General features: G+C 51.5%; 16 protein-coding genes. 1 reads left to right on the top strand and 15 read right to left on the bottom strand.

Annotation, left to right across the window (positions count from 1 at the left end):
- Positions 1 to 13: 13 nt before the first annotated feature.
- The 9 genes from H9Q78_RS02935 to H9Q78_RS02975 form a co-directional block, all read right to left on the bottom strand.
- On the bottom strand, positions 14 to 1063 hold the full coding sequence (locus H9Q78_RS02935; protein ID WP_249303513.1) for a type IV pilus twitching motility protein PilT: 1050 nt from the start codon (positions 1061 to 1063) through the stop codon (positions 14 to 16).
- Between the two features lie 18 nt (positions 1064 to 1081).
- Entirely contained in the window at positions 1082 to 2764 is a 1683-nt protein-coding gene (locus H9Q78_RS02940; protein ID WP_249303514.1) for a GspE/PulE family protein, read from the bottom strand.
- A gap of 12 nt (positions 2765 to 2776) precedes the next feature.
- Positions 2777 to 3508, bottom strand: coding sequence for a hypothetical protein (locus H9Q78_RS02945; RefSeq protein ID WP_249303515.1), 732 nt, complete (start codon positions 3506 to 3508; stop codon positions 2777 to 2779).
- 4 nt (positions 3509 to 3512) lie between these two features.
- The gene (locus tag H9Q78_RS02950) at positions 3513 to 4985 is read right to left on the bottom strand and encodes a hypothetical protein (protein ID WP_249303516.1); all 1473 of its coding nucleotides are present in this window, start codon (positions 4983 to 4985) and stop codon (positions 3513 to 3515) included.
- A gap of 12 nt (positions 4986 to 4997) precedes the next feature.
- The gene (locus H9Q78_RS02955) at positions 4998 to 6197 is read right to left on the bottom strand and encodes a type II secretion system F family protein (RefSeq protein ID WP_249303518.1); all 1200 of its coding nucleotides are present in this window, start codon (positions 6195 to 6197) and stop codon (positions 4998 to 5000) included.
- Between the two features lie 40 nt (positions 6198 to 6237).
- Complete coding sequence (locus H9Q78_RS02960; protein WP_283245059.1) at positions 6238 to 7008, bottom strand: prepilin peptidase; 771 nt, start codon at positions 7006 to 7008, stop codon at positions 6238 to 6240.
- A gap of 111 nt (positions 7009 to 7119) precedes the next feature.
- Positions 7120 to 7572 carry a hypothetical protein gene (locus H9Q78_RS02965; RefSeq protein ID WP_249303520.1) on the bottom strand — a complete coding sequence of 151 codons (453 nt, stop codon included), beginning with the start codon at positions 7570 to 7572 and terminating at the stop codon, positions 7120 to 7122.
- A gap of 60 nt (positions 7573 to 7632) precedes the next feature.
- Positions 7633 to 8058, bottom strand: a complete 426-nt coding sequence (locus H9Q78_RS02970) for a prepilin-type N-terminal cleavage/methylation domain-containing protein (RefSeq protein ID WP_249303521.1) — start codon at positions 8056 to 8058, stop codon at positions 7633 to 7635.
- A gap of 222 nt (positions 8059 to 8280) precedes the next feature.
- Positions 8281 to 9024, bottom strand: a complete 744-nt coding sequence (locus tag H9Q78_RS02975; RefSeq protein WP_249303522.1) for a lactate utilization protein — start codon at positions 9022 to 9024, stop codon at positions 8281 to 8283.
- 107 nt (positions 9025 to 9131) lie between these two features.
- Between H9Q78_RS02975 and H9Q78_RS02980 the strand changes: the two genes are divergently transcribed.
- Positions 9132 to 10286, top strand: a complete 1155-nt coding sequence (locus H9Q78_RS02980; protein WP_249303523.1) for a DUF4317 domain-containing protein — start codon at positions 9132 to 9134, stop codon at positions 10284 to 10286.
- 4 nt (positions 10287 to 10290) lie between these two features.
- Here the strand turns inward: H9Q78_RS02980 and H9Q78_RS02985 are convergent, their stop codons facing one another.
- From H9Q78_RS02985 to H9Q78_RS03010, 6 genes are all read right to left on the bottom strand, one after another.
- A complete protein-coding gene (locus H9Q78_RS02985) occupies positions 10291 to 12738 on the bottom strand; it encodes a cation-translocating P-type ATPase (RefSeq protein ID WP_249303524.1) in 2448 nt (815 codons plus the stop codon).
- 91 nt (positions 12739 to 12829) lie between these two features.
- Positions 12830 to 14053 carry an NAD(P)/FAD-dependent oxidoreductase gene (locus tag H9Q78_RS02990; RefSeq protein WP_249303525.1) on the bottom strand — a complete coding sequence of 408 codons (1224 nt, stop codon included), beginning with the start codon at positions 14051 to 14053 and terminating at the stop codon, positions 12830 to 12832.
- Positions 14050 to 14502, bottom strand: a complete 453-nt coding sequence (locus H9Q78_RS02995) for a 4Fe-4S dicluster domain-containing protein (RefSeq protein WP_147596699.1) — start codon at positions 14500 to 14502, stop codon at positions 14050 to 14052. Before H9Q78_RS02995 ends, H9Q78_RS02990 begins: the two co-directional genes overlap by 4 nt.
- Before the next feature lie 12 nt (positions 14503 to 14514).
- Positions 14515 to 16398 (bottom strand): anaerobic carbon-monoxide dehydrogenase catalytic subunit, encoded by a 1884-nt coding sequence (gene cooS, locus H9Q78_RS03000; protein WP_249303526.1) that lies wholly within the window; start codon positions 16396 to 16398, stop codon positions 14515 to 14517.
- A 42-nt stretch (positions 16399 to 16440) separates the two neighbouring features.
- Complete coding sequence (locus H9Q78_RS03005; RefSeq protein WP_249303527.1) at positions 16441 to 16842, bottom strand: RrF2 family transcriptional regulator; 402 nt, start codon at positions 16840 to 16842, stop codon at positions 16441 to 16443.
- A 129-nt stretch (positions 16843 to 16971) separates the two neighbouring features.
- Complete coding sequence (locus H9Q78_RS03010; RefSeq protein ID WP_249303529.1) at positions 16972 to 18318, bottom strand: MATE family efflux transporter; 1347 nt, start codon at positions 18316 to 18318, stop codon at positions 16972 to 16974.
- Between the last annotated feature and the right edge of the window lie 388 nt (positions 18319 to 18706).

The raw sequence follows: 18706 nt of genomic DNA on the forward strand, positions 1-18706 counted from the left end.
TTCTCCCGCTTTTCTAAAAATATTGTTCCAAATCCTTCCGATCATTGGTATATTGGAACGCAGTCTCTCTCGTTATATAATTTTGTGCCGTCAAACGCCTTAAATCCATATTCAGAGTGTGCATCCCGAGTGCGCCCCCGGACTGCATCACATTTCCCATCTGATGGCTCTTATTTTCCCGGATCAGGTTGGTCACCGCATCGGTGCCTAAAAGGACCTCTGTCCCCGCTATCCTTCCTCTGCCTCCTGCCATGGGCATCAGGCACTGGGTGATCACGCCCTTCAGCACTCCGGCCAGCTGGGTACGCACCTGATTCTGTGAACCGGCCGGGCAAGCGTCGATGATACGGTCTATGGTCTGTGCCGCCCCTGTCGTGTGGAGTGTGGACAGGACCAGATGTCCCGTCTCCGCCGCAGTCAGGGCCGCCTGGATGGTCTCAAAATCCCGCATCTCCCCCACAAGGATGATGTCCGGGTCCTCACGCAGGGCGCTGCGGAGGGCAGACGCAAAGCTGGCGGTATCCCTTCCGGTCTCCCTTTGATGAATCAGTGCCTTTTTCCCTTCATAAGTATATTCAATGGGATCCTCAATGGTTATGATATGGACCGCCTGATTCTGATTGATATATTCGATCATGGACGCCAGAGTCGTGGACTTTCCGCTCCCTGTAGGGCCTGTCACCAGCACCAGCCCTCTCGGTTCTGACGCCAGCTCATAGAGCTTCTCCGGAAGGTGCAGCTCTTTAAGACTCGGTATATGGCTGTTCAGCAGACGGATGGCCGCGGCAATCCGGTTCTGCTGACGAAAGACGTTAATCCTCTGGCGGTTCCCGTCCTGAGTCTGGACCGCGAAGTCAATGTCCTTCCCCTCCTTCAGCCATTCATTCTGACGCCCGTCCAAAAGGCCGTAGAGCATCTCCTCTGTCTCCGCCTCCGTGGGCTGCAGCGGCGCCTCTTCCAGCTTTCCATGTCTGCGGATGAGAAGCGGCTGCCCGGCTGAGATATGGATATCCGAAGCCTCCAGCTCTCTTCCCATATAAATGATCCTGTTTATATCATACATAAGCTCTCTGACTCCTGTCTACGAATAATATGCTACCTTTTTAAGCTCCTCAACCGTGGTGATCCCATCTTTTACCAGATTTATGCCGCATTCTCTCAGAGTGCGCATCCCCTGTTCCATAACGGCATAATCCTGAATCTCTTCTACGGAAGCGCCGTCTTGTATCATTTTCCTCATGGTCCTGTCGATCTGGATAATCTCATGGATCGCAGTCCGTCCTCTGTAACCGGTATAGTTGCAGAGCGGGCACCCTTTCGCCTGCCTGATGGTCTTTACATCCTCTCCCAAAATCTGTCTCTCTTCCTCAGTGGGAACGATATGTTCTCCGCAGTCGGGGCATACCTTGCGCATCAGACGCTGGGCGATGATACCCACCAGGGAGCTGGAGACCATATATGGCTGAAGCCCCATATCTTCCAGACGGACAATGGAGGAAGCGGCATCATTGGTATGAAGGGTGGAGAACACCAGATGACCGGTGATGGCCGCACGCACTGATATGGCCGCAGTCTCCACGTCTCTCGTCTCCCCCACCATGATGATATCCGGGTCCTGGCGCAGCAGGGCGCGAAGGCCGGTCTCAAAGGTAAGCCCCGCCTGGTTGTTCACCTGCATCTGATTGACCTTCTGCAGATTTTTCTCCACCGGGTCTTCTATGGTAGAGATGTTGACAGACCGTTTGGACAGTTCCTCCAGGATCATATAAAGAGTTGTGGTCTTTCCGGAACCGGTAGGCCCCGTAAAATAGATGATTCCGTTGGGGGACTGGAGCATCCTCTGCATTTTCAGGAAATCCTCTTCCCCCATACCGTAGGTGGCCGGATAATCCACTCTGGCATTCCCTGTCAAAAGCCGGAGCACCGCCTTTTCCCCGAATACGGTGGGAATGACCGAAACACGGATGTTGACATATTCTCCCTCCACCTTCTGCCGGAAATGACCGTCCTGCGGGATTCTCCTCTCCGCGATATCCATGTTTCCGAGTATTTTAATTCGCGCGATCAGAGAACCATGAAGGCTTTTCTGCAGCGTCACATATTCAACGATCACGCCGTCGATCCTCATGCGGACAATGGTCTTTTCCTCAAAGGGCTCTATATGGATATCCGAAGCGTTGGTACTGTACGCCCGCCGGATCAGCCGGTTTAAAAGATTGATGACCGGTGTGTCATCGTCCCCTTCCTCCTCAACGTCGATTTCTTCCAGCTGCTGATTCTCAAAGCTCTGATTGGCGATCTTTGCCGCGTCTCTGGCCTCCACTTCCGCATAATAATACTTAATGGCCTTTTTCAGAGCAGACAGCTCGCACAGGCAGATCTCCAGCTGCATTCCTGTCAGCTGGCGGATGTCCTCTATCCCATAAAAGTTCATAGGATCGTTGAGCAGGACCGTCAGCACGCCTTCTGCCTGCCGGACCGCCAGCATCTCATATTTCTCTGCCAGAGGGCGCGGAATGCTCTCCACCGCCTCCACATCCACGTCCACATTGGAAACTTCCACGAGACGGAGGCTCAGACACTCCGACAGTGCTTCCAGCACCTGCCGCTCTGTGATATAGCCGAGCTCCACCAGGGCGCTCCCCATACGCGTATTCCGGTGTTCCTTCTGATATGCCAGGGCCGCCTCTATCTGTGCATCCGAAATATACCCATATTCCTTTAATACATCGCCTATTCTCAGATTCCTGATATTCTTATCCATATGCCCCTCTTATCATTCCTCCAGAAGCTCTCCGGCCTCTGTCCCATCCTGTACGCCGTCTGCAGGCGCCTGAGTCTCCTCAGCAGCCAGCATCTTCTGAAGCGCCGTATACTGATCTATATCCTCATACATATAAAGCTCCATCGAAACCGACAGGGTGAACTGCCCTTCCTTTTCCTTCTCTGCCTGCCAGTAAAACTCCGTTATGCGAAGCTTCGGCTCCTGGGCGGCACAGGCATCCAGCATAGACTGAAGCCCCTCACGGCCGCCCTTCATGATCATGGTGATATCAGCCGTATACGCTCCGGGATAAACGGAAGCGCTTTCCCCTCCGCTGTTTTGAGAAATAAGCTTAAGAAGGATCTCCGCATAGCCGGTAAGAGACGTGTAATCGCCTGTCTCCGGCATCACGATATCCAGATCCCTGACCTCAAGGCCAGAGGAAAGGGCCATCCCCGTAAGCATCTTATCAATCCCCATGCTGGGAGTAATCTCATAAAAGCTCTTCTGAGTGTCAGAGAGCTCCTCCTTCATGGAATCTACTTTCGTCCTCATGTCTCCCAGCATCGAACTCTTCCGCTCTTTTTCCAGCCTTTCAAGCTTGGCTTCCGCCAGCGCTTCTGCTTTCTCCTGATTTTTTTCCAGCAGCGGATAGAGCACCCCAAATCCCAGGCCAACGACCATGACAAAGGCCGCCAGGAATACCAGCAGCTTTTTATCCCGTTCTGTCAATTTTAACGTCATATTTCTATTCCCCCTGTCTGCCTGCCATGACACAATTCACCTTCACGCTCCAGCTGCCGTCGGATGACTGGGTATATCCGCTGTAATCCACGGACGCGAAGATATCCTGCTGGCTGAGCAGCGTGGCAAACTGGTGGATCTGATCCACATTTCCCGCACTGGTATGGAAGCTGACGACTCCCGTCGCAGAATCATAACTGCTTATTTCCGCTGATACCAGCCCTGCCGCACAGTACGACAGCACCTGTTCTACCGTGCTGTCTACCACGGGATATTCCAGGATACTGGTCCGAAGACCCGTCAGATTTTTATTCAGGCTGCCCGCGGTCTGAATCTCCTGCTTCAGATTATCATATTCCTCACAGTCTGCCAGTACGTCGGCACGGCTGTTGTAATCCTGAACCTCTCTCAGCGCCGAGGAAAGATAAAGAGAGTAAACGCCGGCCGCCGTCACTGCCGCAGCCATGATGAGCCCCAGCACCGCCAGAGGGACCCATACCCTTCTCCGTCTTTTCTTGAGCTCCTGGCTTTCCGGGTTCCTTCTCATTTGACTTATGATGTTAGTCTTCGACCCGGTCTTAATAAGTCCGCCGATGGCTACGGCGAAATTGGAGAAGCATTGATATGGCTGGCTGCTCCGCCCGTCAGGTACGATATGGCCTCCGTCCAGTTCCTCAACTCTGAGCCCGTCGTTTATCTGCCGGATGCTGTCATGATAGAAGGAAGCGTCTTCCCTTGAAAAACCGGCAATATAAACCACAGAAATCTTCTGCGGTATGTTCTGTGCCTTTGCGAACTGTAAGATTCCGTTCACCGCCCTGGCCGCCTCCGCCGCGAATTCCCTGGTCCCTGCATCGGAAAACAGACGGTTCCTGCTGGAATACTCGTATCTGCCCTCCACAAGCAGCACATTCACCAATATCATATCGTCCACAAACTGCACGATCCCGGTCGTCCCTTTCAGCTGGGGCAGACATGCAAGAAGACGTACCATGGCCCCGGACGCACATTCCACGCTGTCTATGGCGATTCCCAGGCGTTCAAAAAGGTCCAGATACCCGCTTATGAACTCCTTTTGGACCACGGACGCATAAACCGTCTGTATCCTTGCTTTATGTTCTTTCTCATCCGGCATCGGGAAACAGCCGTAGACAGGATTCGATATCCTCCCGACGTCTGTAAATTCCCGGCTCAGATACTGGATGGTCTGCGCCGGCTTCTGGACCGGCACGTCGACCACCCTGGCCGTGAACTGGCTGCTGTCGATCACCAGATTCACGTCTTTTTTCGGCAGTCCGTTGCTCTCCCACAGTTCCCGGATGATCTCCAGGAACCCTTCCTCATCTGTGACGGTTCCATTGAGGATGCAGCCTCTGTGATCCACCGTATAGTAAAGGCCGCGGACCGTGATATGTCCGCCGGAAGCTTCACCGGACACTACCCGGATATATCGGTTTGACAAATATACTATCAGCATAGCTCTTCCTCCTTATTCCATGCCCGCAATGGAATCATAAGAACCATAAAGCGCGCTGAATACCGCTACCATCACAAAGGCTACTATGATGCCCATAATAATGAGCATTACCGGTTCTACGTAAGAGACCATCTTGGTGACGGCGGCATCCGCGTCAAATTCCAGAGCGTTCGACGTGGACAGGAGCATTGTATCCAGGCTCCCTGTCTCTTCTCCTACCCTTATGGAATCGGAAAGCTTCCTCACGAAACCATCCACCATATCCAGGCCGTCGCTCAGATTATTTCCCGCCCTCACAAAAGGGATCACGTCGTCAAACTGGGCGTCAATATAATCATTTCCGATTGTTTTCCTCGCGATCTGAAGCGCCGGTACAATGGGGATGCCTGATGCGTAAAGGGCGCTCAGGGTACGGGAAAACCGCGAGGTACAGATTGTCTTCCACAGCTTCCCCAGCAAAGGGATATGAAGCTTTTTCCTGTGCCACCAGATCCGTACCCTCTGCACCCTCAAAAGCGCCCGGATGCCAACCCATATTCCAAGTATCAACACAATCACCAGCACCCAGTATCCGGCCATAAAATCACTTACGGCATAAAGGATCCTGGTCGGCAGAGGCAATGTCTCCATCTGGTCAAACAGCTCCTGAAATTGTGGCATGACAAATTTTGTAAGGACAAGGATAACGCCGATGATCATAACCCCCAGAATCTTCGGATACACCATGGAGGTGGAGATCTTGGCATTCAGCCTGTGATCCTTTTCGTAGTGATCCGCCATCTGCATGGCTACCTGGTCTAAATTTCCGCTGCTCTCTGCCGAACGGTACATATATACCATCAGAGGAGGGAACGCGCCGTTCTGCGCTTCCATGGCGTCCGACAAAGAAACGCCCTGCCGGATCTGGCGGAGCATATCTTCATATATCCGCTTCTCCCTGGGCTTAATGGACTCTGAGGACGCGATGATATTCAGCGACCGCACCAGAGTCACACCGGCAGAAATCAGAGTCCCCAGCTGCCTGGAAAAGTCAGACAGCACCTTCGGCTTTATCTGCCGTTCTGCCTTTCTCTGGTCCATGAGCTTTGCAGAAAGCAAAAGGGCCCCCTCTTCGCGCAGACGCAGCTGAAGCTCCGCCTCGTCCGCCGCATTCATGACGCCCGATTTTTTCTTTCCTTCATATGTCTGTGCCTTATATTTATATTGTGCCATAAAGTCCCTCACCCGTATCCTTTATGATGATTCAATATTCTCAGTATAACAAAAAGCTGAGATACCAGTCAATAAGCGGCTGCCCATATAAGATCCCGGCCGCCATCCCGACGCATAAAAAAGGCCCGAAAGCAAAATGATCTTTTCTCTTTTTCTTTCCGGAAGCGAGCAGAAATATCCCGTAGCCGCCTCCCAGGAAAACCGCCATAGCTCCGGACACCAGCATGAGCTTCCAGCCCAGGAACAGCCCTGCCGCCGCCGTAAGCTTGATATCCCCGCCGCCGAACGCCTCCCTGACGATCAAGGTCACCAAAAGCATCGGCACACTGACACAGATCATCCCAATTATCCTTGAAGGGATGGACACGCCGTCCATCGTAAAGACTGAAACCGCAGCCAATGCTGCAAGCGCTATCCAGCAGCCATCCGGAATCTCCATGGTATCCGCGTCGATAAGGGCCGTCACTGTCAGGACAGAGAAAAAAAGAAAGACCGTGAGCGCCGCCGGCCATTCTTTATAGTTCGCCGCGCACAAAAGCGCCGCGCCCCCGCCGAGAAGCTCTATAACAGTATCTCTCATACCGATGGACTTCTTGCAGTACCGGCATTTCCCTTTCAGCAAAAGGTAGCTGAGGACCGGGACCAAATCTCCTGCCCTAAGCCTGTGCCCGCAGGATGGGCACATGGAAAAGCCTTTTATAAACGACATATGCCGGGGAACCCGGTATATGATGACATTCAAAAATGAAAACATACAGGCTCCTGCAATAAAAATCAGGAGGCCCAGCAAAATCTCATAAAAAAGCAGCACGATCTTCTCTTTCCGGCCCGGCGGCCCTATGATCTTCCTCTGAAGACTCTTTATCTGCCTTCATAAGGGAATAAAGATTCCGCCCGGCATTCCTGCCGGGCCGAATCCCCTTTAACTCTGTTTCCCATATTGATGCAGGCTCCTGTAAACTTCCCAGGTCCCGTTTTCTCCTGCCTTTTCACGGCGGAACCATACCAGATATTTCCCCTTCTGATAAGTCATGGCAGTCACGGCGCCTTCTTTCTGGTTCCAAGCCGTCAAATGGATTTCTCCTTCTACGCCGGCAAACCGCCGGATCTCCTCCTCCGCCTGCTCAGACAGGCCGCTTGTCCTGCCGAAATCGGCGATAGGTTCCCCAAATCCATAGTATTCCAGGGAAAGAAGCTCCATATTTTCAAGTACGTTCTTCGCCTCCCGAAGCGTCTGCCGCTTCAGGACGGACTGTTCCCAGCACCATACTGACGGCAGTACTGCGACCAGCACCACTGCCAGCAGGATGAGGGCCGTCCGAAAGGCAACCCGGAACTTATGACGGTAAGAGAGGGCGTTATAATCATCTGACATCCTGATATAACCCCCTCTCACACTTCACTGATTCTGTTTATTTTAAATCAATCCCGGCCATTAAGAATTCTTCGTTACCGTCCATGCGGTCCCGTCCCAGGTAGCCGTATATTTGCCGTTATTATAGGTAAAAGCCGTGATCTCGCTATAGCCGTCTTTATCTCCGACAGTAAACACAGCATTATTACTTGCCGCTGTCGTCCCAATCTTCACAGTAACGCCGCCTATCACCTCTCCAGTATTCGTCCAGTCAATGGTGACTTCCGTCTGCTCCGATGCCTGGCTCGCCGCATAATCCGCCTGTACCTGAGACAGGATGGTGGCCGCGTCAGCCTTGCAGTTTGCCTTATTCGCCCGGTCGATGTATTTCAACATACTGGGAACCATAACTGCCGCCAAAATGAGGATGATGACAATTACTACGATCAACTCCACCAATGTGAAGCCCTTTTTGCTCTTTGCCTTGCTTCTTAATTTACTTATCATGATTTTCCCTCCTGATGCTTCCCCATACCAATGGCAGATACGCCTTTTTCCGAGCTGCTGTCTGTCCCCCGCCGGAAAAGCAAATATTTTATTTACTATTACGACTATACCGTTTTAAGCGAATTTTGTCAACAAATATTCCGTTTATTCTGTCGGAAATCCTTTGTTGTCATACCAAAATAATCCATTTTAAAACTTCCCTATAATAAAACACAACTGCCCTCAAAATCCCAGTTCTTCTCCCACCAATATCACATGAAAATCCGAATCCTGCGGCTTTCTATGAATGATGGAAGTGATATGACAGGCGCGCTCCGGATGACGGCAGTCCACACAGACCCCGGCCTTCAGACAGGGAAGTCCGTCCCGCCCATATTTTAAATGATTCATCGGCGCCGCCGTAAAACCCACCCGCTGTCTTCCGGCTTCCACATCCGGCACCAGCTTGTTGACTCCGGCGATTACGATGATCCGATCGGGGCCATAGATGCTGCCCGCTATCCGGTTCCCTCTCCCGTCCACATTCACGATCTGCCCATCCATGGTAATGGCGTTTGCCCCCAAAAGGAAGACGTCGCTTACCAAATAGTTTTGAAGGATTTCCCGCATGGCCCTCCTGGCCTCTTCCTTGTTCTGAAACCCGGTTTCACTTTCAAAGGCGCGGCGGTTCCGCGCGCAGACATGGGCGATCACCGTGCATCCCTTTTCCCGGAAGGCTTCCTCCATATCCAATGCAAACAAGGTGTGTGAATCACCGCATCCAATCGTCGCTCCTTCCGGGACCAGGCTCAGGAGAAGTTTCCTGGCCTCGCTCCTGTTATCAACATAATATGCGTCAAATTCATTTTTCTTTAAATTTTTAACTGCAGTTTCTGCTTTATTCCGGAAATACTCTTTCCGGATTCTCTCCGTATCATTGGAAACCTCTTTCAAAGGCACCAGATATTTTTTCCAATCCACTGACATATTGTCTTCTCCTTTTTCCTCCCTTTGTGCCATTGACAGAACCACACCTGGTAACTAAAATGAATAAGTAGCCTTAACCAGAGCGCAAGAAAGGAACATGATTACATATGAACAAAAAAGAAATCTCTGAAATAAAGAAGCAGTTTACTCCCGGCAACTGTGCCATCACCCGCATATGCGGCTGCTATGTGGATGGTGAAAAAGAAAAGAAATCCGAGATGAGGGAGGCGTTTCTTTCTCTTCCTGAGGAAGAAATGTTCAAATATTTTGAAATTTTCCGAAAAAATCTCTCAGGCACTCTTGGGAAGAATCTCATCAACATGGAATTTCCCCTTTCGGCAGAATCGGAAGGAGGCACCCACGACTTTCTGATGAAGCTGCGGGCGTCCCGTCTCAGCGACGACGCCCTGCTGGATTTATTTTATGATAAGGTTATCGAAAACTATGATTACACAGGCAGTTTTTTAATCCTGCTTATCCACAACGCCTATGACATTCCCGGAAAGTCCGCCGACGGCCAGGAAATGTTCGATGCCTCCGACGAGGTCTATGAATACCTGATCTGCAGCATATGTCCGGTCAAGCTCTCGAAGCCCGGGCTCTGCTACAACGCAGAGCAGGGAACCATCCAGAACCGGGTGCGGGACTGGCTGGTGGAACTTCCGGACACTGGTTTTTTATTTCCGGCATTCAACGAACGGAGCTCCGATATCCACAGCCTACTCTTTTATTCTAAAAACGCGGATGAATTTCAGGCGCGGCTGGTCGAGGAGGTCCTGGGATGCATTCTTCCCATGCCCGCCAGCAGCCAAAAGGAAACGTTTAACTCCCTGATCGAGGAAACCCTCGGGGATGATTGTAATTATGAATCCGTTAAAACCATCCACGAGAAGCTCAGTGAAATGGTGGAAGAAAAAAAAGAAGAGCCGGAGCCTCTCACCCTTGATAAGGCGGAAGTACGCGCTCTTCTGTCCCAAAGCGGCGCGGCGCCGGAACGCCTGCATGACTTTGATTCCCGTTATGAAGAAGCGGCCGGCTCCCATGCCCCTATTCTGGCGGCAAATGTCATCAATACAAGAAAATTCGAAATCCGAACGCCCGATGTCATCATCCAGGTCAGCCCGGACCGGGCCGACCTGGTGGAAACCCGCGTCGTCGACGGGCGCCAGTGCCTCGTCATCCCCATGGACGAGCATGTGGAGGTCAACGGCATCTGCGTCAGGCCGGGGGCTAAAGATCCAGCCGGCAATGACCCTTTCTGAGCTATCAATATCTCCGACTCTGCCATTTTACCTTCAGTTTTCCGGCCCATTCCCGAAGCTTTCCCAAAGCCGCGGTCAGATACCGGAGAACCGGCTCCGTGGCAATGGAAAACACCACAAAGAGCATGATACATTCCATGGACATTCCGGTGATCGCAAACAGATCCGGAAGGAAAATGCTGCACACCAGCAGGCCGGCGATGGATCCAAACCATACGGCCGTCCGCAGTTTGTTCATGGGCTGGCAGATCTTGAACAGAATCATAAACCCAACGATGGCCAGCAGCATCGTAGCCGCGGTGGAGATATCGTCTGGCTGAACGCCGAAGGTTTGTCCAAACAGCACCAAAGCCCCCACTGCTATCACATCAGTCAGGCCGGCCGGCAGCGCTTTCAGGAATACGTTGGAAAGGAAATGACCCTTTATCATATCCTTGTTGGGCTGCAGAGCCAGGAAAAAGGCCGGGACTCCGATCGTAAACATGCTGATCAGAGAAATCTGAGCCGGCTCCAGCGGATACGTGATCATAAACGCAACGGAAAAAATCGACAGCAGAAAAGAAAAAATATTCTTTACCAGGAACAGGCTGGCTGACCGCTGGATATTGTTCACCACCCGCCGGCCCTCCAGCACGACGGCCGGCATACAGGCGAAGTCTGAATCCAGGAGTACCACCTGAGACGCCTGCACAGCCGCGTCACTTCCCGACGCCATGGCGACGCTGCAGTCCGCGTCCTTTAACGCCAGCACATCATTGACGCCGTCCCCAGTCATAGCGACGGTCTTTCCCTGACTCTTTAGGGCCTGTACGAACTGCCTTTTCTGATCCGGCGTGACACGGCCGAATACGGTATACTCCCTCATGGCCTTATCCACATCTTCGTCCGTCTTAAGAGCTGCAGCGTCCACATAGCGGTCTGCATTCACAATTCCCGCTTCCTTTGCCGCTTCTGCCACAGTCAGCGGATTATCGCCGGATATCACCTTGACCTCCACCCCCTGCTCCGCAAAATAAGCAAAAGTCTCCGGAGCTTCTTTTCGAATGGGGTTGGCAAGCAGGATATAACCCAAAGGCTCGGCCTTTTCTGTCAGCGGCTTTCCGTCCGGTTTTCCTTCATAGGAAGCGAAAACCAGTACCCGGTATCCTTTAGACGCATGACTCTGAATATCTTCCCGGTACTTCTCATAATCCTCTCTCAGAATAAATTCCGGTGCGCCCAGGACATAAGACACGTCCTCAAAAGCAACGCCGCTGTATTTTACAGATGAAGAAAAGGGAGTGATTCTGACCGGGACAGCGTCTGTCCCCTCTGTAAAATAAGCTTTCATCGCCTCCATGGTGATGTTGTCGTCACTCATGCCCCTGACAAAGTCTCCTATCAGTCTCGAAAGCTCCGGCATCGTTTCAGAATCGTATCCTTCCGCCGGAATCAGCTTCTTCACGCTCATAGTATTTTCCGTGATCGTGCCGGTCTTATCCACACAGAGCACATTGACCCGGGCCAGTGTCTCAATGCTCTTCATATCGTGCAGAAGGACTCTGCGCTTCGCCAGACGCATGGAGCTTACAGCCAGAGCCACACTGGTTAGCAGGTACAGCCCTTCCGGAATCATGCCGATGACCGCCGCCACCATGGACGTAATGCTCCCGCGGAAGGTCTCATGATTGAAATAAAAACCCTGGACGAACAATACGATGCCAATGGGAATCAATGCGGCCCCGACAAATTTCACCAGCTTGTTCAGGGAGCGCATCATCTCTGACTGCTCTCCCCTCTGCATAGCTTTCGCCTCCAGCGTCAGACCGGAAATATAAGAATCGGCCCCGACCTTTTCTAATCTTGCATGGCACTGTCCGGATACGATGAAGCTTCCTGATATCAGAGAATCCCCGCGCCGTTTCGTTATCTCATCCGCCTCGCCGGTCAGAAGCGATTCGTTCACCTGTACCTCTCCCGCGGCCACCACCGCATCGGCGCAGACCTGGTTTCCCGCTTTAAACACCACGATATCATCAAGCACCAGCTCTTCCGAATCAACCGTCCACGCTTTACCGTCCCGGATCACAGTGGCCTTCGGAGAATTGAGCATATTCATCTTTTCCAGGACCTTTTTGGCACGAATCTCCTGAATGATCCCGATCAGTGTATTTACGATGATCACCGGCAGGAACGTGAGGTTCCGGAACGAACCCACCACGCAGAGAAGCACCGCCAGCACGGTAAAAATCAGGTTAAAATAAGTAAACAGATTGCTTAGGATAATCTCCTTTGTAGTCTGGGAAGCAGAATCCACAGCCACGTTGTCCAGCCCATAATCCATCCTCTCCATGACCTGGTCCCGGCTCAGCCCGACACGATAATCCGCCGCATAACGGGTAAACGGGGCACGTTCTGCTTCATATGCTGCTTCCTGTTCTAGTTCCAGCTCTTCCTTGTGTTTCCGCCACATAGTACGATCCTCCTGTATACGGAGTTATTATACGACGGTCTGTAAAAGACTTCCATAAATAAATTATGAATTTTTTCTTAGGAATGAGTATTTATATCTGATAATCATATTGCCCGTCCGGAGCGATTCCATAAAAATCTCCGAAGGATAACGCAAAGATCCTGTCTTTTTTTTCGGAAATGTCCACCTGATTCTTGATCAGGTACTGGTAAACGCCGGAATAATCCATATTTCCCTGGAGCAGGATACTGTCCAGCTTTCCGTCTCTTATGACTGCCTTTTTGTAGCTGTGGCTGTCTTCGCAGATTAGGACCTCATCTCCCTCTTCTGCCACGCCTTTTCCCAAAGACAGTGTGGTCACCCCATAAAAATTCATAGTGTTCTTCATGGCATACCGGTCCAGATACGGAACCTTCCTGCCGCACATATTATATGCCGCCGTCTGTCCCTGCTTCATGGCATTGGGCCAGATTCCCGACAATCCGGCCACATCCCCTGCCGCGTAAACGTCAGGACAGCTGGTCCGCATATATTCGTCTACCTTTATGAACCGGTCGGCAGCTACTTCCCCAGATTCCACACAGGAGATTGCGGAGCGGACGCCCGCCGCCACAATGACCAGATCGCACGAAATCTCCCTTCCGTCATCCAGGATCACTTTCTTTATGGCTCCAGTCTGATCCATTACCGTCTCAGACGCCTTCCTGCCTAAAAGGAACTTACAGCCTGCCTCTTCAAACAGTTTCTGGTAGGTCTTTCCCGCCGTTTCGTCCAGCTGGATTGGCAGAATCCTGTCCGCCATCTCCACGACGGTCACATCCTTCCCCCTCTCCAAAAGGGCATAAGCCGCGTCCAGGCCCACCAGTCCCGATCCCACGATCAGCACCCGTTCTGCCGTTTCTGCCGCCTTGTCGATCTGCTTTGCATCCTCCAGATGCCGCAGGCCAAAGACATTTCCCGCTTTCCTGAAATCTCCCACCGGAGGGATAAAGCTGTCCGCGCCGGTAGCGATCAGCAGTCTGTCGTAAGAAATCACCGTATCGTCCTCCAGCTGGACATTACGCGTTTTCGTCCAGACATGGGCCGCCCGTTTTCCGCTTATCCAGGTGATCTTCTGTTCCTCAAAGAAATCTTCCGGTACAAAGCTCAGGCGGCGTTCATCCCTCTCATGGCTCAGATATTTGTGGAGCATACATCTGGAATGTACACAGGTATCGGCAGAGATCATCACGATCTCCGCCTCGGGCTCACAGGCCCGGATGGTTTTTGCGGCTGTGATGCCTGCCGCGCCTGCTCCGATGATCACATGCTTCACAGGACCACCTCCTCTACAAAAATAGCGTTCTTAGGACACGCTTTCACACAGCTCGGCTCCCCGCCGGCATCAATACAAAAATCACATTTGACAACCTTTGTACGGGTAGCCGTATCCGCTTTCAGCACTCCATAAGGGCAGTTCATCACACACATAAAGCAGGAGCCGCATTTTGTCCCGTCATATAGGACATGGCCCGTCGCCGGGTCCTTGGTCAGTGCCCCGCTCATACAGGACATCACACATTCCGGCTGGTCACAATGCCGGCAGAAGATCGGCCGGTACGTGCCGTCTTCCATTTCTATGATATGGTTCCTGGACTCATTATGGATATCCGTCAAGTCCAGGTCATAAACCGTACCCTCATCCGTCCGGTGGGCCTGCATGCAGGCTATACTGCAGCTTTTACAGCCGTCGCATTTCGCCTGATCTATCATGATCCTTTTCATAGCAGAATCCTCCTATATATTCAGAGCAGCACGTTTTTCCAGAATGATCTTCTCCAAGATATCTGCACTGTCTGCGGCATCTGAATTGATGATGACACGGCCTCCGGTCAGTTCCTGCATATCTTCCGTCAGTACCTTGACCGCCACCTTGCTTCCGGTCACAAAGGGAGGAAGCCCCAGGTGAAGAGGGAGCCCCAGAGCCAATCCGAAAGCTCCGTCAGCCAAAGCCTGCTCTTCCAGCCACTGAGCCGCGGAAAGGACCAGCGGAAGCTGCGGCAGATCTACCCCCAATTCTTCTGCTATTTCTGTAGCCACAATTTCCAGACGGCCGATCGCCAGGCAGGGGCCAAAATTCAGCACCGGCGGAATCCCCAGCTTTTCACAGACCGCACGGAGCTTAGGTCCCGCATACTTCGCCGCATCCGGCGTCATCAATCCGCAGTTCTCAATGCCGCCCGAAGAACATCCTGCTGTTAAAACGATGATATCTTTTGCGATCAGTTCCTTTGTGAGTTCTACAGTCAGCACGTCATGGCCTCCCGCCGTCAGGTTGGAACAGCCCACCACTCCAGCGATTCCCTTGATATCGCCGGATACGATCAAGTCGATAAGAGGCTTCCAGCTGTCGCCCAGGAATTTTTTCAGAGACCCTTCACTCACGCCGGTAAGCGTATTATCATTTCCGTGATTCGGAAGCAGGTTCAGTTTTACGCTGCCGCGGCGTTCCTTATATGCCGCCACGATCTTATCAATGATGACCTCACTCTGTTCTTCTCTTTTGGAAAAGTCGAATTCCATCATCTCCGCGTTTGCCTTTTTCGCCACGCTGTCCAGGCATATCTGTTTGATCTTCAGCTCGTCACAGATGGGCTCGATACCCGGCAGTGTGCAGTTAAATTCTGAAAGCACCGCGTCAATGGCTCCTGTGGCAAGTATGGCCTCACTGGTATAATTATTTCCCGCATGTCCGTCGAACACTTCCTCATAATGGCTTCCTCTAAGCTGAAGATCCTGTCCCACGCAGGTGCATCCCACCAGCTTAAAGCCCTTTGCCCCGGCCGCCCGGGCCTTTGCCACTGCATCCGGCTTAGTCAGACGTTCCTGCAGATCCACAAAGATCGTATGCTGATGTCCTGTGATCATGATATTTATGTACTCCGGGTCGATCACCCGCAGGCCTACCGGCGCCAAGCGAAGCTCCGGCTCTCCCAGCAGTACATCGTTGAGCAGGTTCGTCAGAGTCAGTCCGTATACACCGGTGGAAATTCCCAGACGCAGGCAGTCCACCAGCATATCCACAGGGTCCGAGTTCAGGTTGGTCGAACATTTTACGACTCCTTTGAACACCTCCGATTTTGCGCCTCCCGGCATGATACCCAGCTCTTTCCATCTTTTTACGCGGGGAGCGTAAGCTACCTTTTCCACCAGATCCATTTTCACATATTCCGGTTTATAGAGATCTGCCAGTACGGCTTCCGCTACCATTTCCGCTCTGACATAGTCGTCCTTTTCTTCAATTCCAAACATCCTGCAGAGCCGGTCCAGCGCGTGGATCCCTTTCAGCTCTCCCTTCGTCTTTGCCGTATTCAAAAGATTCCGTGCCGTATTTTCTACGATGTGGATGTAACATCCGGAACCGGCAGCCACCGCGCGCAGAAAATTCCTGGTCACGATCGTATCGGCGCTGGCGCCGCAGATACCTCTCGGGGACTGAGGCGTGATACGGCAGGGGCCGTTGGCACACAGCCGGCAGCAGACACCCTGAAGCCCGAACCCGCACTTTGTCTTCTGTGTATCCACACGGTGGTGGGAAGTCTCCATGGGAAGCCCCTTGATAAACGTCTCCAGCGGCTTATCCGCACTTTTACAGGTATTACATCCAAAACACTGATTCATAAGAATTCCTCCTATAGTTTTATCCATTTTTTCAGGTGAGCCCTATCCTTCCAGAATTTCCATAAGCGATCTGTTCTTAAGCTCCCGGGTAATAATCTCCTGCAGCCGGCAGAATTCTTTATGCACCATACAGGGGCTCGCTCCCGTATTCTGGGAGCACCGGTGGCCGCGGACCGTACATTCTGTCAGGAACAGTTCCCTGTCCACCGCCCGGCATACGTCATACAGTGTGATTTCTCTTAAGTCCTTTTTCAGAGAATATCCTCCGTTACTTCCTCTGTGGCTCCGGATATATCCGGACTTTTCCAGCTTCCTGGCCAGCTTATAGGCTATGGGCGCGGTGATGTCTTCCCTCCGGCAGATGTCCTGCACACTGACCGTTTCTCCACCGGACAGGGCCCTCAAAATCCTGACCGCATAATCACATTCTCTGGTAATTAACATGGCAGCACCTCACTGTCTTCACTATACTATACTGTACCATTTTAGTCAAGATTTAATTGACAAAAAATCGACAATATTTTCCCATATCATTCCATCCTTTCTGTCCATATCGTTATTATCCCCGGTTTTTCAGTCCCTGGTCAGTTTTCGGATCCAGTTCCCATAATGGGATTCCAGATACGCCGGAACACATTTGAATATTTGATCCGCATTCAGGCAGCAGACCACGATCACCGGCGAAGCTTTTACCACGAAAGCCATAAAAAAGGAAAGGGGCAGGACAATCAGCCAAATACTGATCAGATCCATCTTCACCACAAACATCGCGTTTCCGCCGCCCCGGATGATGCCGCTGTTGGTCGGCATCTGATAGGACATGCCCACACAGACAACGCTCAATATAATCAAAAAGGTGTTGGCCATTTCTTTTGTGGCAGGAGACAGGTCATAGAGGCTAAGAATCGGTATCCGGATGAAAAAAAGCAGGATACCCGAACAGATCCCTATAAGCAAAAACAGCTTCTGCAGCTTTCCCGCGTACCGTTTTACCAGCTGGATATCGCCGGTCCCTATGGTCTTTCCTATGATGACTGAGGCGGTCGAGGCCGCTCCTATCGCCGTAGACTTCACCACCAAAAACAAGGTGGATGCCACACTGTTGGCGGCAATCGCCGCCGCTGTCATATGTCCGAGAATCACAGTCTGAAGCGCCGTATTGATTCCCCACAGGCTCTGGACCACGACCATAGGAGTCGTCAGTCTGTAATAATCTCTGGAAAGCACCGGATCAAAATGGAGATAATCCCGAAGCCTCATCCGCAGATGCTTCTCCCTTTTCACCACAAATAGAATCAGGACTGTACATTCCACTATCCTGGCAGTCAGGGTTCCGATGGCAGCTCCGGCCGCTCCCAGCTCCGGCGCTCCGAATTTTCCGTATATCAGCACATAGTTGATGCCGAAGTTGATGAAAAAGGTCATGATGGAAAGATAAAAAGCAATCTTCACCATTTCCACACTTCTAAGGGAAGCCAGCAATAGCTGGGTTACCGCAAAAAACAAATAGGTAAAACGGACTATGAGGATATACTTCACGCCTTCCTGGATAATAGGTCCGTCTGTGGTGAAAATTCCCACCACCTGATGAGGAAAGAGACTGATGACAAGAAACAGGATCACCGCCGCCAAAAGTCCCGTCTTCATGGCGGCCGCCGTAATCCTCTTCATCGGTTCAACCTGCTTTTTTCCCCAATACTGGCTGCACAAAATCACCAGCCCGTCACCCAGGGCCAAAAGGACCTGCTGAAATACGAACTGAATCTGATTGACCGCGGCCACCCCCGCCAATGACGTTTCACTATAGGCCCCCAGCATCATATTATCCGCCAGGTTTACGCTGAGCGTTATCACGTTTTGAAGCACCAGCGCCACATATATGGAAAAAAAGCTCCGATAAAATACCTTGTCCTCTTTCATCTCGTGTTTCTCTATCTCCTTCCAGCCTCATCCGGCCGGCAACTCTTTCCATGTTTTCCTTTATGATTGTATCACATAAAAGGGGCCGATTTCACGTTTCTTTCTAAAATAAAGAACAGTTCCAAACAATCCTATGCCCTGACCTACCCTAAATTTTATTTTTGTTGTTTTATTATTCTCGAATGAGCCAGCCATAATCCTTGCGGCAATCAAGGATATAGTCTACATATACAGTCTCATCTTGAATCTGATAGAGGACAAGGTGCCACTTCTTAATAATCATTTTATGATATTTATTTGGTGCAATATATAACTCTTCAATAAATGAAAACTTTTTTGCACAAATCTGCAGTCTTAACGAAGTCAAACGCTTCAAAAAACAGGATAC

The sequence above is a fragment of the Qiania dongpingensis genome, assembly GCF_014337195.1.
In the GTDB taxonomy this organism is placed as follows: Bacteria; Bacillota; Clostridia; order Lachnospirales; family Lachnospiraceae; genus Lientehia; species Lientehia dongpingensis.